Raw genomic sequence first — 16709 nt, forward strand, 5'->3', positions numbered from 1 at the left:
TATGGCCCGTTGGTCAAGCGGTTAAGACACTGGCCTCTCACGCCGGAAACACGAGTTCGATTCTCGTACGGGTCACCAAACCCGTTTCTCTTTTAATTGGGATTTTATATGTGGGCCTTTAGCTCAGTTGGTTAGAGCAACCGGCTCATAACCGGTAGGTCCCGGGTTCGAGTCCCCGAAGGCCCACCATTTCAATTTTATACTTTATAGGGGTGTAGCTCAGTTGGTAGAGCAGCGGTCTCCAAAACCGCGTGCCAAAGGTTCGAGTCCTTTTACCCCTGCCAATGCTGCTATGGCTCAGGAGGCAGAGCACGTCCTTGGTAAGGACGAGGTCACCAGTTCGAATCTGGTTAGCAGCTCCAAAAAGCACGGTATTTATCCCGTGCTTTTTTTGTTGCCTATAAAAGTTTAACAAAATCCCTGGCAGAATCAGGAATAAATAAAAAATTCTTAAAAAAATAAGAAATTCTAACAGATGAAAAATACATTTTGTTTGAGAATGAAATGAAAGATTTCACAAAAGTAATTCAGGAATTTTTTTATACGATTTTCTTGCTACATAAGAGTAGGGAAAGAAAATCCGGACTGGTTTATCAGTAGTGGGGCAAGCGATGCAATAGTAGTCCTTCAATATTTTTTCCAAGAGTCGGTAAGTACTGACTCCTTTTGGATCTAAGGAAACCACTAATAAATTCATGGTTTTGATTGTATTGTTTATTGATAGAATAAAACTTAGGTGGAAAAAGTTGTCGTAATAGGGTTTTCTGTAGAACAGCATAAAGCGTTTTGAAGATGAAAGGCTAGATATCTAACTCACTTTTTAGAGCAATTGGATAGCAGTTTATAGTGCACATATAACAAAGAGAATTGTTAATTTTGGTTTGAAAAAAGTTATGGAATGCTCCTTAGAATTTATGATAAATGATAATTTACATAGAAAATAACTATAGGTTCGTTACATATTTTATTAAAAATCGTTTTTAAAATTTAAAATATATGGTAATATAGTATATAGAAAATGGATTATTTCTCTATAACTTATAAATATAGTGTAAAAAATTATATTTTACTGTTTGGCATCATTATTAAAATCATATCGTAGGTATCTAAATTGGTATTTGAGATTAAACTTACTGATTGTGATAAATTAAAAGAACAACAGAAGCAAAAATAAGAATGATTACAGATTTAAGATAAAATCAGTATAGATATTGGATAATGATAATTTCTATAAACCAATAAAATGATATAAGTGGATGGTGGGTTTTGATATCACAGCTCGAATGTATGTTTATATGAGATTTTAAAAACAATGATTTGTTTTTAATCTGGTAAAGGAGTGGAAGGCCTATGGAAAAGAGGTTTGCCGTTTTTATTAGTGTACTCCTATCCGCTATTATCATTATAACAAGTGACATAATTGTTGATTACCGTTATAGGAATTCCTTTAATGAATGGATCCAATATCAAGTACCGCAAACTGCAAAAGCATATAAAAAGATACAACAAGATTTTCACTATACAATGGATAACGATGCTATCATTCCAAAAAAGTTTGATTTTACTTATGAAAAGAATTCTATCTTTCATGAGGATGAGAATAAAGATGCTTATTTTATGCTAAATAATTATCAAGAGAAACATGTGTCGGTTATATTTCAGTGTAATTATGCTATGGGGTCTCATATATCCCGTTCTTTTTATATTAACTTATTAGAAATAGAATCGGATCATGCTGCTTTAATTGACATCATCTCAGCCAGTTGTAATAAGGTAGTTGACTCATCTTTAACACTAGAAGAAGCAAATGGATTGGCGGTACAAATTTTATTACAGCAATCTCTTCCTTATCATACACCGCTCCATTACTTTAAAAACTATTCTTTTTCCTTATTTGTGGATGAAGAAGCACCACTTTCATATGGAGAAAAAATATTGCAGTTGGCAGTAAGATATCCATATACGGCTTCCATATTGTATGATGAAATAGCAGACTATAAATAGGAAATAAAAAAACTGAGGGTAACTAAACCCTCAGTTTTTTGTTTTATTTTTAGAGAGAAGTGAAACAAGGAAAAACGATTATTTCTTTTTACGGGAGATTGCCAATGCGACACCTGCTGCTGCCAATACTGCGATTCCTGCGATTGGAGCAAAGTCCCCTGTTTTTGCTGCTGTTGCTTTTGTGGTTGTAGATTCTTGGCCTGTTTGTGTACCTTGTTCTACTGGATGATCTGGATCGGTGTTTGGTGCTGTAGATGGAGTTGTTTCGTCTACTGCTACTAAGCCATCCATTGCAGTTTGTACGTTTGCTACTGCTGTGTCCACTTCGTCTTGGGTTGCGTTTTCGTCTGCCAATACTGCGTTTGCGTTATTTACAGCAGCTGTCAGTACCGCATAACTTTCGGCTGTGTATGCATTTGCATCTTTTCCAATTGCTTCCGCCACTACATCTTCCAAGATTGATTTATCTGCTTTAAATCTCAGATTCAGCATTGCGTTTAACAAGTTGTTTTCCGCTTCATCAATTTCTGCCTGCATTGCATCGCCATTATTGTAAACCGTTTTAGCTGCGTCCAATGCTGTGGTGAATTCTGCTTTTCCAGCTTCTACATAGCGGTCCAAATCTGCGTTGATTTCATCCGCTGCTTGAATCACCAGTAATAAACTATCTTTATCTCCGGCTACAAAACCTAATTTATGGATTTCGTTGAGCAATGTAGTCCATGCGCTGTAAATGTCTTCTTCGGTAGAAGCTGCATTTGCGACAACTTCTTTGGCGTTTTCCAATGCTGCTTTGAAGGATTCCTGTACGGATGGGATTACATTGTTGAATTCTGGGTCAGCTAATTCTTTTTCCGCATATGCAATTACTTTGTTGATAATGCCTCTGTCAGCCATAGCAACATAACCATCTGCCATAGATACGGTCAGTTTACCATCAGTGATAGCGAAGTTATATCCACCAGCTTCCAGGTCAAATCTTGCTGTCATCAAACCGTTATGTTCTTCCATACCTTTGTAAGTAACGCCGTCAATATTTTCAAATTCTGCTACAGCGTCTTCGGATACTGGTAGATATAAGGTTGCGGTTGTATTGGCCGGAACAACTGCTTCGTAAGTGGATAAATTGCCCTCGTCAGAGGTCCAGTTGGATTCGATTTCTCCATAAGCAGAATCGTAAGAACCATTTACATAATTGATACGTTCTTCGCTGTTATACTGTGTACCAGTATCCATTGTTGGTTGTAAAACAATTGATTTATAACCAGGATTGGATTCATCTGCGGAGATACCAGCCATGTATTTGTACAGCCATTCACTTACAATACCATAAGAATAGTGGTTGAACGAGTTCATTCCAGAAGAACCAAAGCTGTATTCAGCGGAATATCCATCCCATTGCTCCCACATGGAGGTGGAACCTAATTTAACCTGGTTCAGCCAAGATGGATATTGGTCTTGTAATAACAGGTCATAAGCGGATTCCGCACCGCCTACTTCCGTGATAGCGGACAATACTACGTTTAATCCAAGGAATCCAATAGAGATTGTATTTTCAGAAGAAGTTGGACGGAAAGATTGGTCTTCATTTGCGATATTTTCTTGTAATCTATCGTATAATTGTTGTTTTTGTTCTTCACTGTTGTAGATACCTGCTCTTAAAGCCCACATAATACCAGTTTGTGTATCCATGCCTGTATGAGTCCCAATAGTATCCAAGTATGTTTTGGCATATTCTCTTGCTTGTTCTTCCAAACCATTATATTTTTCTACCATTGCCTGGTTGCCTACCGCAGCAGCCATTTTGCTCATTAATTGAGAGCAGTATACTTTATAAACTGCATTCATATAGGAGTTATCCGTCTTTTCGAAGCCTACCCAGTCACCCAATGCACATTTATAGCCTTTTGCAAAATAGGCATCCATATAAGCATCCATTTGGTCATAATATTTGGTAATGTAGCTGGTATCACCAGTAGTCTGGTAGAGATTCCATGGGATAATAATCCCTGCATCGCTCCATCCAGTTTCAATTGTACCACCGAAAAAGCCTTTGCCAGGTGTTGTTGGTACAAAGGTACCATAAGCGTTGTCACTGCGTTTTGCAAAGTCGTCCATCATATCATTGTAAATGGAGAGGAAAGCTGTTACATCATAGTGATACAAAGCAGCTGGCGCAAAAATTTGAGCGTCACCTGTCCAGCCAAGGCGTTCCGCACGGTTTGGGCAGTCAGTTGGCAATGTAATGTAGTTTGCTTTTTGGCTCCATTTTGTATTTTCAAACAGTTTGTTCACATCTGCATTGGAGGTTTCGATAAATCCGCGTTCTTCCCCTACAGAGGTAATATCTTCCGCATACAAGTCATATAGAGTAATGTCTTCTGTTGCGGTGATTTCAACATACTGGTAACCATGCCATGTGAAATTTGGCGTAAAGGTTTCCTGTCCTTCACCATCCAGATAGTAACGGTCGGCAAATGGTTTATCGTTTAAGGTTTCCCTAAATTGTCCGCCATCTGTCAAACCGGCCCAGTACAAAGTGCCTTTTGGACCGCAGCTTCCGCCTTGTTTATCAGTTGGGTTTAAGTTACCATCGTTTAACATTTCAGCTTGACGTACGTCAACCTGGGTTCCAGCAGGACCAGAAACAGTGATAGTGTTATAACCGGCAATATTTTGTCCAATATTCAAAATCAGAGTTTCGCCCTTTTTAATTTCGATTGGCTGGTTTACATCTACTGCAATTGGAACTACTTCTCCAGTAGCATATTCAGATGTACCGCCATTTTCTTTGGATTCAATTACTTCACTATATTTAAAGGAGTCTTTTGCGATTGGATGAATTTTGTTGTCTTCTACATATGCAATTGCGCCGCTGTTTGCTTCCAGACGGCCAACTTTGCCTGTGAATTGTGCAACGCCATCCCAGGAAGAATCGTCAAATCCAACGGTGTTCCAGCCTTCCACAGAAGCTTCTTTTCTAGCATCATATTCAACGCCATTGAAGAAGTCGTTATCAATCAATGGGCCATTATCAAAGGATTTCCAATCTTGTGTGTTGGAATCAATAATTTGTTTGGTTCCATCTTCATATGTAATAATCATTTTTGCCAAGAATGACAATTTATCGCCAATCTGTTTTTCAAATTCACACCAGCTTTGGATACCGCCAGCAAACCAGCCACGTCCCAGCTGTACGCCCAAGGCAATATCTTCTTGATCTTGTACATAGGAAGTAACATCATATCCCTGATAGTAAATATAGGAGTTGTAATCTGTCCAACCTGGAGCCAGAGTATCATCAATTGGATTTCCCTCTGCATCCTGCATCATTACCTGTTGCCCATTGATATAAGCATCATATACCCCTAAAGAGGTAATGTATAAACTAGCATTCGATACTTTTTTGCTGGAATCCAATTTTTGTTCTGTGCGGAAATATGGGGAACGTTGATTTTGGTTTTCCGCATAAATCCATTGGGTATCACCCCAGTCGCAACCTGTCTGGAAATGAGCTGTAGCTGTTTCTTCTTGACCTAAGCTGTCTATGACAGTTACAGTCCAAAAATATTTGGTTTCCAAATCCAGCGGATCCCCTGCATATGGAATGGCAGAAGATAAGGAACTGTTTATAACTCCACTATCCCAAACAACCTCACCATCTTCGGAGCCTTTATGTAATTGGATCTGATAGGATACCTGTTCTTGCCCAACTAAATTGGAATCCATTTTCCAACTAAAACGGATGTTGTCCTGCTCAATACCGATTGGATTGTCTTGGAAATTTGTTTGCAAATCATAAATTTTTGTTTCCACTCCATTGACAATCGTTGTACCATTGATGATCTGGTCAACAGCGGATGACATTGGAGCTACCATCACAGAGATTGCTACACCAGCAGCCACCACTGAGGTGAAAATTTTTAACATTTTAGTATGTCGCATATTATTTTCTCCTTCCTAAATTCCAGTTTAAAACTGCTTTATTCACAAATATTGGCCAAACATTTATGATTTATCCCAATTATAGCATGATGAGAAAATATTTCCACTGTGATAATTTTCCTGGATTCTGCTTTTATTTGAATTTTACATAAAAACCTATTATTTTTTTGAATGTTTGTGTTATAATAAAACACAAAGGAGGGAAGAGAACCAATGTCTAATCTGAAATTAGAGTTAGCAAAAAAAGTTAAATCATCTGGATGCCGTTTAAAAAGAGATTTAAATACCACACAGGGAATGGAAGCTTCCCAATATATTGATTATTATGAGCATTTTCATTTTGAAGGAATGGCAGATAACATTATTCTATTTCCCCATTTTGGAAAAACAAGGGATCCTTATTTACATAACCATAACTTTTTTGAGCTGTTTTATGTTTATAAAGGCTCCTGTTTAAATATTCTTCCAGAAAAAGAAATGGTATTATCAGAAGGGGATTTTATGTTGTTAAATCCTAACGCGTTACATTCCCCGTTTACTCCAAGTGATGAGAATACCATTATCAATATTATCATCAAACCTTCTGTATTTGAGGATGTTATGTTGTCTTTAATTGCGGATAACAAGTTGTTTTCCAATTTTTTTGTAAACTACCTCTATCACATCAATATGACTTCAAACTACCTCTATTTTCCGAAGGATGACGAATATCCTACAAAATTTATTGTGGATATGTTGATTAAGGAATATATTTCACATGATATTTGCTGTACCAGCGTGATGCAGGCTATTTTGGTGCAGTTATTTGCAACGCTTTCCCGCAGTTACCGAAAATTAAACCAAGAGATTTTAGATGATACGCCAAAGAGCCAATTAGTAGTGGATATTATTGCTTATATTAACCAAAATATCTCCAATGTTTCACTAAAATCACTATCGGAACAATTTCAGTATTCTACTAGCTATATTTCTAAGATTATTACCAATTATACCGGTAAGAATTTTTCTGACATTGTCCATTTTTTGCGGTTAAACCAATCCAAAAAATATTTGGAAAATAAGAATTTAACGATTAATGAGATAACCCAAATGGTTGGGTTTAGTGATGCCAACTATTTTTATAAAGTGTTTAAAGCGAGGTTTCATATGTCTCCATCCGAATATCGAAAACAAATCTATGTAGATTTATCAGCAGCAAAATAAAGGCGATATTAAAACATGCACCTTCAAAAAATAAAGGTGCATGTTTTTTGTCTCTTCTATGATAAAAAATATTATATTATCAATAAACACAATATGATTAAATATTATAAAAAGGACTTCCCCATAAAAACATGGAGAAGTCCAACATAATATACTAACTACTAAACGAATTGATTGGTTTCAAAAAATCAATCATTTTTCAAGATAATATTAAAATACGGCAGTACCGAATACAATCCATAGTTGACTATTTTGATGTTATGATAAATCTACTTTTGGAAGCCCTGCAAATCCTTTTTCCAGATCCGCATCAGTTGGAACATAATCACTCATTTCACCATTATTGAATTTTTCGTAAGCCACCATATCAAAGTAGCCTGTGCCTGTCAAACCGAATAGGATTGTCTTTTCTTCTCCAGTTTCTTTGCACTTTATTGCTTCGTCTATGGCAACCTTAATGGCATGGCTGCTTTCTGGTGCAGGAAGAATCCCTTCAATCCGTGCGAATTTTTCGGCTGCTTCAAATACAGAAGTCTGTTCTACCGCTACCGCATCCATTAAGTTGTCATGATAGAGCTGTGATAGGATGGAACTCATACCATGGTAACGTAAACCTCCAGCATGGTTTGCGGATGGAATAAATCCGCTGCCCAGAGTATACATTTTTGCCAGCGGGCAAACCATTCCGGTATCACAATAATCATAAGCGAATTTACCTCTTGTGAAGCTTGGACAGCTGGCTGGTTCTACCGCGATAAATTGATAATCCTTTTCACCTCTGAGTTTTTCTCCCATAAATGGTGAAATCAATCCGCCAAGGTTGGAACCACCGCCAGCGCATCCAATGATAATATCCGGTTTTTCATCGTATTTTTCAAAAGCGGCTTTTGCCTCCAAACCAATAACAGTCTGATGTAGTAGAACCTGAGAGAGGACCGAACCCAATACATAACGGTAACCTTCCTGTGTAGTAGCAGCTTCCACCGCTTCAGAGATAGCGCAGCCCAAGCTTCCGGATGTACCCGGGAATTCTTTTAGAATTTTTCTTCCCACTTCAGTGGTGTCAGAAGGGGATGGGGTGACACTGGCGCCATAAGTACGCATTACTTCACGACGGAAGGGTTTTTGCTCGTAGGAGCATTTTACCATGTACACCTGGCAATCAAGCCCGAAATAAGCACATGCCATGGAAAGGGCGGTACCCCATTGGCCCGCACCGGTTTCTGTGGTAACCCCTTTTAACCCTTGCTGTTTTGCATAGTATGCCTGTGCAATGGCGGAATTTAATTTATGGCTGCCAGAAGTGTTGTTCCCCTCAAATTTGTAATAGATTTTAGCGGGGGTGTCCAACGCTTTTTCCAAACAGTAAGCGCGCACCAATGGGGATGGACGGTACATTTTATAAAAGTCAATAATTTCCTGGGGAATATCAAAATAAGGGGTAGTATCATCCAGTTCCTGTTTTACCAGTTCATCACAAAAAACAGGGCGCAACTCTTCAAATGTAATTGGTTTTAATGTTTGAGGGTTTAAGATTGGAGCGGGTTTGTTTTTCATATCCGCACGTACGTTGTACCATTGTTTTGGAAGTTCGCTTTCTTCCAGATAAATCTTATAAGGTATTTTTTTCATAACAACTCATCCTTTCTATAAACAAAAAATCCCTTGCCCTAATCATAGGACAAGAGATCAAAACTCCTGCGGTGCCACCTAAATTCATTCATAATGAACGCACTTTTTCATGTACTACCATACATGCTCCACAATAACGGTTGGAATCCGTCGCCCCTATCTGCAAATACCATTGCTTTCAGTTTGCCCTCACAAGCCCATTCACCCAAATAATATTACTATGCTTCCAGCAACACATAGCTCTCTGAGAATATTGCTTTTAGGTTACTCTTCTTGTTCATTGGTTTTCCTTTTTTTTGATTATACTATTAAACAAAAACATTGTCAATACAAATTTTTATAATTAAGCAGTTATTGATAATTTATAAAAGAAAATTTTGTACAAAATAGCTATCCTTCATCTATGGATTTTTGCATTTGTTTTCGATATTCCGAAGGGGATAGCCCATATTTTTTCTTGAAAATCCGATGAAGGTAGCTGGTATCGTTTACGCCAATATTGTCAGCAATATCCCCCATAGAAAGCGACGTTGTTTCCAGCAATTTTTTTGCGGTTTGTAATTTAATATTATAAACAACTTCGGAATAGCTTTTTCCTAAGCTTTTTCGGAACAGCCGAGATATATGGGAAGTAGAATAATTAAATTCCTTTGCAACAGACTCTAATGATATGGTATCCAAGTGAGTCTGGATATACTGGATAATTCGGATGGCTACCTGATGATTTTTCATATCAGTATCATTGGCGACATAGTAATCGTTGCATATCCGTGCCAAATGGGCAAACAGTTGCAGGCAAATCCCTTTTAAAGCGGAATCACAACATAAATCATCATTTACATATTCTTCAATTAATTGCTTAATAAGGGACTCTACCGGATATTTTTCAGTATAGGGGAATAAAATAAAATCCTCCACCTGGTTTAAATGGTAAAAGTAATCCAAAAAGAAATTGAACATTAAACGGTTGTCTGTCATCCAAGGAAAAACCGTCTGTTCCAGGAAATCTTTGGACAGCAAGATGTTAAACACAATATCGGTGGGATGTTCGAGATAAAGCCAGTGTAGGATGTGGGGGTTCATCAGTAAAACATCCCCTTGGTGGAGATGGATCGTTTCATCGTGGGTGACATGTACACAACTCCCACGGTAAACATACACCATTTCAAAATAATTATGCACATGAAAAAGGGGTTTTTGCTTATAATCTGGGTCATAAAGGTGAGGTAAGGCTACTATTGTATTTTCTCCAAATGTTTCTATATTTAGCGTATAATACCCTTTTTCCCGTACGATATCCATCAGTTTTTTTCCAAGGTCATTCGGCTTTGAAGGTTGAGAAGAAGCACCATTCTTGGTACGTCCCTGCCATCTCCCTTTTATTTGGTCTAACCATTTATCCATATTGCTGCCATCCTAACTTTTAATATTATATGCAATTATAACATATTTTTTATGTATTGTATAGGATATTTGCTGAAAATGAATTGCAAATGATTTCAGAATACCTGAAATTAATCATCAAATTACATGAATTTTTTCAAAAACATTTTATAATGGGTTATACAGTAAGTTACATGAGAATTTTCAAAAATTTTGAGGAGGAGGAAACTATGAAAAATCTCAAAACAAAAATATTGTCTGTATTGCTGTCCGTTGCTATGCTGGCAAGTATGACAGCTACTGTAATCCCTGCGTCAGCAGCAAATGGATACAGTACAACGATTACTTCTATGGAAACCAATTCCCTGGAAGATGCAACAACAGTGGATGATACCACCCCAAGGTTTAGTTGGGCAATGGATTCCAATCTAATCGGGCAAAAACAAACCGCTTACCAAATCCGGGTCACCAATGTAGAAACAGGAGAAGAGGTTTGGAACAGCGGAAAAGTAGAAGATAGCAATTCCACTTGGGTTGAATATCCGGACACAGCAACTCCATTGCAGCCAAAAACTGCATATGAATGGATGGTAACTGTGTGGGATAAAAATGGAACCCCAGTGGTATCTGAACCAGAACAGTTCACTACAGGGCTAATGAGCGAGGATTTAAGCACATGGGAAGGTGCTGAATGGATTGGTGCGGATGAACTGTATTTGGATGCGGCTTCCATGCCAGTATACCGGATGAACTACACCATGAGGATTAAACAAGGCGGAGAAAAATCCGGATTTGTATTTGGCGCGGATGATCCTAGGTTTAGCGCAACCATCTACAACAACTATTTAATCCATGGGGAAAACTACATCGCATACCAACTGAATGTTAGCCAAATGCCGGCAACAGTGGAAGTGTACCGTGTAGGATATTGTCCAACAGATACAGTGGAAACCCCAATCGCCACAATCGAAGTACCAGAAACAATCATCAATGACAAAAACAAAAATGGCTTCCATGATTATGAAATTGTGATTTCCGGAAACCAGATGGAAAGCATGAGCATTGATGGTCAAAAAATTTCTGATGCATTAACATTAAATCCAGGTGGTACGGAGTTATATCCACGTTTGAATAGCATTGGCTTTATCACCAGTGAAAATAATCAAAAAGCAACTGATTTCTCTAATATCTCGATTAAAAACTATCGTGAACCACAGGCGGAAGTGTTTGGAAAAGATACAGGCGCCACCTATGATATCTTTGAAGGAATAAAAGGCGTAACCGTAAAAGAAGATGGATCTATTTTGGTGAACAAAGGGATGCTTGCTTATGCGGACCCATCCTATGGTTCCATTCCAATGCTCAGAAAAGATTTTACAGCGGACAAAGAGATTGAGCGTGCAACTATGTACGCCACTGCACGTGGTATTTATGAAATGAGCATCAACGGCCAGAGGGTAGGAGACGAATATTTTACTCCTGGTAACTCTGATTACCGCCAACAAATTCAGTACACATCCTATGATGTAACAAAGCTGTTGCAGAAAGGGGAAAACACCATCGGCGCAACATTGGCGTCTGGCTGGTATGGCGACGAGGCATCCTTTAATTTAACAGACTATAACTTCTATGGTGACCGTCAGTCCTTCCTAGCAATGATGGAAATCAAATACACGGACGGGACAAGCTCCATTGTGAAAACAGATGATACCTGGCAGTATTATGGGGAAGGACCAGTAAGATACGCAGGAAACTTTAATGGCGAAACCTATGACGCAAATCTGGAAGCAGCAGTAGCAGGCTGGGATACCTCGGACTATGACGCATCCGCATGGAGAGCGGCAACCGTAATGGACTCTAAAGTAAGCGGGTACGAGCCAAAAATCGTAGCCAAAACAGACGAAGGGGTAAAACAGGTAGAAACCCTGGATGCAACTTTTGTCAGCAAAGAAACCCGTGGGGATGATAACCACACCGTATATATCTATGATATGGGTACTAACATGGTAGGTGTCCCACAGATTACCTTGCCAGAAGGTGAAGCGGGACAAGAAATCACACTGAGATTTGGTGAAAGTATTTATCCAGATCTGCCAGAAGACAACGAATATAACTATGGCGATTTGGCGGGCTTAATCTTAACTGAAAACTATAGAACCGCATTGAGTACAGACCGCTATACGATGAAAGGTGCAGAAGGCGGAGAAACTTTTGTACCAGAATTCACATTCCATGGATATCGGTATATTGAAATCTCCGGCGTAGACGAACAAATTCCAGAAGAAAACATTAAAGGGATTGTATTAAGCTCTATTACAGAACAGACAAGTAACTTTGATTCTTCCAACGAACTGGTAAACCAGTTGTTTGAAAATATCATGCGATCCACTTATGGGAACCATCTGTCCATCGCAACAGACTGCCCACAGCGTGACGAAAGGCTGGGATGGTCCGGAGATGCTCAGGTATTCTCCAGAACCGCAACCTATATGGCGGATATGAACTCTTTCTATGGTAACTTTCTATCCCTGATGAGAGATGCTCAGGGCAAACAAGATGGTACTTACGACAAATACGCTCCTAGCTATAATGCTGTTGTAGGAAATGCCATGAATTTGGGATATTGCTGGCAGGCAGCAGGTGTTGTTGTACCATATGAAACCTATTTGCAGTATGGAGATACCTCCATCATCACAGAGCACTACGATTCTATGAAGCTGCATATGGATGGTATGATGAGTAAAAAAGCAGCAGGTAAGGAATATTTGACTTCTAACACCGGTTTCCTGGCAGACCATCTGTCCGTTGCCTCTACCGATACCCCAATGTTATCTAATGCAACTTTCTACTATGTAACAAAAGCAATGGCGGATATGGCAGCGGCAATTGGCGAAACAGAAGACGCCCAATTGTATAGCGATTACGCGGCAGGCATTAAAGCAGAATGGAACGCCACCTATGTAGACCCAGAAACCCATAAAACTACTGCAAGTGGAAAAGTCCAGGATACCCAGGCATCCTATTCTTTGCCATTGGCATATGATGTATTTGACGAAACGAACAAACCATACGCAGAAGATTACTTGGTAGAAGCATGCGCAAGAGAAAATTATACGATTACAACAGGATTTGTAGGGACTGCCCCATTGTTACCAGCTTTGACAGAAGGTGGAAACATTGAAGATGCTTACAAAATGTTGGAACAAACCGAATATGCATCCTGGCTGTATCCAGTAACCCAGGGCGCAACCTCTATTTGGGAACGTTGGAACTCCTACACCGTAGAAAATGGCTATGGTGGAAATAACGGAATGAACTCTTTCAATCATTATTCCTTAGGCGCGGTAGGCGCATGGATGATGGGTTACCAGGTTGGTATCCAAAGGGATGATACCGCAGGATTCCAGAGCTTTGAATTACAGCCAACACCAGGTGGAAGCTTTACCTATACCAATGGTAGCTATGAATCAGATTATGGAACTATCGTTTCCAATTGGACAGCGAATCAAGGTAAATTGACCTCTTATGAAGCGGTAGTACCTGCAAATACAACCGCGACCCTATACTTGCCAGTAAGTGAAGAAGTAGTAGCAGACTTTACAGCAATAGATGGTATTACTTATGTAGGTATGGAAGAACACAATGGCCAAATGACAGCAAAATTCAACTTGGAAGCAGGTGGCTACAACTTTGCACTGCAAGATGGTAAATTGGTAGCAAGCATTGCAGATGGCTATGTAGCAGATGAAACAGAAACAGCAGATAAAGGTATCTTAAATTCTGTTATCGAATACGCAGATGCAGCAAAAGCAAGCGGTGAATATGATAACGCTATTGAAAGTGTACAAAAATCCTTTGATGAAGCGTTGACAAATGCGAAAGCAGTAGCAGAAAATGATGCAGCAACCCAGGAAGAAGTGGATGCAGCATGGAAAACCTTGCTAAATGAAATCCATAAGTTGGGATTTGTAGCAGGCGATAAAACAGAATTAGCAAGCTTAATTGCAGCAGCAGAAGGAATCGACCTGAGTAAGTATGTAGAAGCAGGTCAAGCGGAATTTACCACAGCATTGGAAGCAGCTCAGAGCGTATACAAAGACGGAGACGCAATGCAGGCGGAAATCAATGAAGTAGCAGATAAGCTGTTAAACGCAATGTTGAACCTGAGATACAAAGCAGATAAATCTATCCTGGAAGAAGTAGTAGCAAAAGCAAATCAGATAGATGTGAATGTATACACAGCAAAAAGCTACGCAGTACTGGAAGCGGCATTAAAAGATGCGAATGCAGTATTAGCAAATGAAAACGCAACTCAGGAAGAAGTAGACGTAGCAGTACAATCTGTGCAGGCTGCAATGGATAGTTTAGTAGCAGTAGAAGGAACAGAAACTGAAACACCAACTACCAACAACAATGCTACCCAAACGGGACAGGAAAGCACAACAACAAAGGCGAACGCAGCAAAAACAGGGGACATTGCCCCAATTGCAGGCATCGCAGTATTAGCAGTAGCAGGTGCAGCACTGTTCCTCTCCAGCAGGAAAAAGTAATTCATATCTTGTAACCAAAAAGGAAGGTTCATAGTGAACCTTCCTTTTTTGATTGATTAGGGAAACCACCGGCTATACCGGTGGAGGTGCCTCGTAAAAAAGCTTTCGCTTCAAGTATCGAGCGAAGCGAGTTACTAACAAGCAATCTAGCAAGTTCATCAAGCTCGGAAAGAAGCATAAGTGCCCGTTTACGGGTGGCGGAGCAGTAGATGCAAGAGAAAGAATGTTCAGTGCATCGTTAGATGCCCGCCAGTAAAATGACCTTCTAGGGCTTAATCAAGCCTCCGGCTTTGCCGGAGGTCATGACTTTCGTTATGATAAAAAAGCGGTTAATTGAAGTATGGAATGATTTTATCTAGCAGTGAATGATGGCATCAAGGCAATACTCCGGTTTATACAATTTGTTTCAAATGCTAATTCTGTAGTTGATTATAAGGTTATTGTTTTTAATATGGTACCTTTAGATGTAAAAAATTCCCCGGTTTTACCGGGGAAAGACAAAGAGTATAGCAACAATTGTAACAGCGAGTTTTATGCAAGCTGAAAAAGGAAAGACAGTACGAAAAATAGTAAATGAAAAGATTACCATTTTTGATCCGTTTACAGGTAAAATGCGTGTGATGCGATAATATCATTCATTACCCCTGATAGGGATTAAGCCGGTAATATCCCCTTTTAGAGACTGTGTAAGACAAACTTACGTTTAAAGCAATAATTATTATGTGGGAGTATAAAAGGTATTGTAAAAAACAAAATGTATTCTGTAAATAAAAAGTCTATTATTGAAAAGAGGCTCTATTTTTTATTTTTACAACGAAATATACTATAATAGCCAAAGGAACAGTAAGCAATAAAGCGGGATAAAATAAGGACAAATTTAAGTTTCCAAACAAAAATCCCCCAATCGCAGGGCCCAAAGCCATCCCTAAATCCAGCCCGATATAATAGGTGCTGTTTGCCAACCCACGTTTTTCTTTCCCTGCCAATAAAATGGCGGTGGATTGACATATAGAGCACATCATGCCATATCCACCCGCCATAAATAAGGCAGCAAAAAACAATATAATATTATTTTTCAGAAACGTCAAACACAAAATCCCAGCAAAAGCGCTGATAGAACTGCCAAATAAAAAATATTGAAAAGGGAGTCGGTCAAACAAGCTTTTCAGGCAAAGGCGAAGAACCAATAGAACAACCGCGTAAAGAGGAAAAAACAGACTTACTGATACAGAAAGGTTTCGAGCTTGTACATAGTTGACAAGAAAGGATTGGGTAGCACAATAAGGAATGGAAAACAGCATGATAATAATGGCAACAGGGACAGCTTTCCATTCCGCAATCTGCAATTTGGTTTTTACTTTTTGAGTTTGGGGTTCTGGCTCGCCTTTATTTCCAATAAATTGAATTATAATCATTGTCATCAAAGAGGTAAGTAGAGCAATCCCAAAAGAGAGCCGATAACCAAATACTTGATAAATACTAATACCGATTGCAGGAGCAACCGCCATGCCAAGGGCGTTCATCATACCATAAATCCCCATGCCGGAACCAATTTTCTCGTTGGGCAACATGTTGGACATCCAGGTAGCCATACAAACAGAGCAGCAGGCAAACCCCACGCCATTTATCATTCTGGCAACAAAAACAATCATTGGGTTTGTTGCAACCATATATCCCAAACAGGAAAGGCACATCAATCCCGCGCCAAGAAAAGAAACTTTATATTTGCTGATTTTGTCCGCTAAATTCCCGACAAAAGGGCGGCAAACAAGGGAGCATAAATTCATGAACCCGCCAATCATCCCCATCATGGTAGCGGAAGCCCCAATACTGCCCGAAAAACCAGTAATCAAGGGAGTTATCAGCATGGGGCTACAAAAATAGAAAAAGCTGGCTATCAATATTAAAATAATATCTTTTGAATAAGTTTTTTGTTTCATGAATACCTCCTAGATAATATAGTAAGCTATGTATCTGAAAAAATGATATTGT

7 protein-coding genes, 4 tRNA genes and 1 other annotated feature are annotated in these 16709 nt (G+C 39.0%); of the genes, 7 read left to right on the forward strand and 4 right to left on the reverse strand.

Annotated features, from left to right (window positions below):
* Nucleotides 1-3 precede the first annotated feature (3 nt).
* The 5 genes from H8Z77_RS09910 to H8Z77_RS09930 all read left to right on the forward strand — a co-directional run bounded on the left by H8Z77_RS09910 (nt 4) and on the right by H8Z77_RS09930 (nt 2004).
* Nucleotides 4-78, forward strand: a tRNA-Glu gene (locus tag H8Z77_RS09910).
* Between the two features lie 34 nt (nt 79-112).
* Nucleotides 113-189: transfer RNA gene (locus H8Z77_RS09915), tRNA-Ile, on the forward strand.
* 19 nt (nt 190-208) lie between these two features.
* Nucleotides 209-284: transfer RNA gene (locus H8Z77_RS09920), tRNA-Trp, on the forward strand.
* 2 nt (nt 285-286) lie between these two features.
* Nucleotides 287-362: transfer RNA gene (locus H8Z77_RS09925), tRNA-Thr, on the forward strand.
* 988 nt (nt 363-1350) lie between these two features.
* Nucleotides 1351-2004, forward strand: a complete 654-nt coding sequence (locus H8Z77_RS09930) for a hypothetical protein (RefSeq protein ID WP_069986804.1) — start codon at nt 1351-1353, stop codon at nt 2002-2004.
* A 78-nt stretch (nt 2005-2082) separates the two neighbouring features.
* Here H8Z77_RS09930 and H8Z77_RS09935 read toward each other — a convergent pair whose 3' ends face one another.
* The gene (locus tag H8Z77_RS09935; RefSeq protein ID WP_186996900.1) at nt 2083-5949 is read right to left on the reverse strand and encodes a family 78 glycoside hydrolase catalytic domain; all 3867 of its coding nucleotides are present in this window, start codon (nt 5947-5949) and stop codon (nt 2083-2085) included.
* A 213-nt stretch (nt 5950-6162) separates the two neighbouring features.
* Here H8Z77_RS09935 and H8Z77_RS09940 point away from each other — a divergent pair, with 213 nt between their 5' ends.
* Nucleotides 6163-7152, forward strand: a complete 990-nt coding sequence (locus tag H8Z77_RS09940) for an AraC family transcriptional regulator (RefSeq protein WP_186996901.1) — start codon at nt 6163-6165, stop codon at nt 7150-7152.
* Between the two features lie 258 nt (nt 7153-7410).
* Here the strand turns inward: H8Z77_RS09940 and H8Z77_RS09945 are convergent, their stop codons facing one another.
* Together H8Z77_RS09945 and H8Z77_RS09950 are read right to left on the reverse strand one after the other, a co-directional pair.
* Entirely contained in the window at nt 7411-8784 is a 1374-nt protein-coding gene (locus H8Z77_RS09945; RefSeq protein ID WP_069986807.1) for a TrpB-like pyridoxal phosphate-dependent enzyme, read from the reverse strand.
* 42 nt (nt 8785-8826) lie between these two features.
* Nucleotides 8827-9074: a binding site (T-box leader), on the reverse strand.
* 100 nt (nt 9075-9174) lie between these two features.
* Complete coding sequence (locus H8Z77_RS09950; RefSeq protein ID WP_186996902.1) at nt 9175-10188, reverse strand: helix-turn-helix transcriptional regulator; 1014 nt, start codon at nt 10186-10188, stop codon at nt 9175-9177.
* 209 nt (nt 10189-10397) lie between these two features.
* Here H8Z77_RS09950 and H8Z77_RS09955 point away from each other — a divergent pair, with 209 nt between their 5' ends.
* A complete protein-coding gene (locus H8Z77_RS09955) occupies nt 10398-14717 on the forward strand; it encodes a family 78 glycoside hydrolase catalytic domain (protein ID WP_186996903.1) in 4320 nt (1439 codons plus the stop codon).
* Nucleotides 14718-15496: 779 nt separating this feature from the next.
* Here H8Z77_RS09955 and H8Z77_RS09960 read toward each other — a convergent pair.
* Nucleotides 15497-16657, reverse strand: a complete 1161-nt coding sequence (locus tag H8Z77_RS09960; RefSeq protein ID WP_069986810.1) for an MFS transporter — start codon at nt 16655-16657, stop codon at nt 15497-15499.
* Nucleotides 16658-16709 lie beyond the last annotated feature (52 nt).

The sequence above is a fragment of the Clostridium facile genome (assembly GCF_014297275.1).
In the GTDB taxonomy this organism is placed as follows: domain Bacteria; phylum Bacillota; class Clostridia; order Oscillospirales; family Ruminococcaceae; genus Massilioclostridium; species Massilioclostridium facile.

What these genes read in the sequence shown, in the direction of transcription:
- H8Z77_RS09960 (WP_069986810.1), bottom strand. Translation starts at nt 16,657, where the DNA reads ATGAAACAAAAAACTTATTCAAAAGATATTATTTTAATATTGATAGCC.
- H8Z77_RS09930 (WP_069986804.1), top strand. Translation starts at nt 1,351, where the DNA reads ATGGAAAAGAGGTTTGCCGTTTTTATTAGTGTACTCCTATCCGCTATT.
- H8Z77_RS09955 (WP_186996903.1), top strand. Translation starts at nt 10,398, where the DNA reads ATGAAAAATCTCAAAACAAAAATATTGTCTGTATTGCTGTCCGTTGCT.
- H8Z77_RS09935 (WP_186996900.1), bottom strand. Translation starts at nt 5,949, where the DNA reads ATGCGACATACTAAAATGTTAAAAATTTTCACCTCAGTGGTGGCTGCT.
- H8Z77_RS09945 (WP_069986807.1), bottom strand. Translation starts at nt 8,784, where the DNA reads ATGAAAAAAATACCTTATAAGATTTATCTGGAAGAAAGCGAACTTCCA.
- H8Z77_RS09940 (WP_186996901.1), top strand. Translation starts at nt 6,163, where the DNA reads ATGTCTAATCTGAAATTAGAGTTAGCAAAAAAAGTTAAATCATCTGGA.
- H8Z77_RS09950 (WP_186996902.1), bottom strand. Translation starts at nt 10,188, where the DNA reads ATGGATAAATGGTTAGACCAAATAAAAGGGAGATGGCAGGGACGTACC.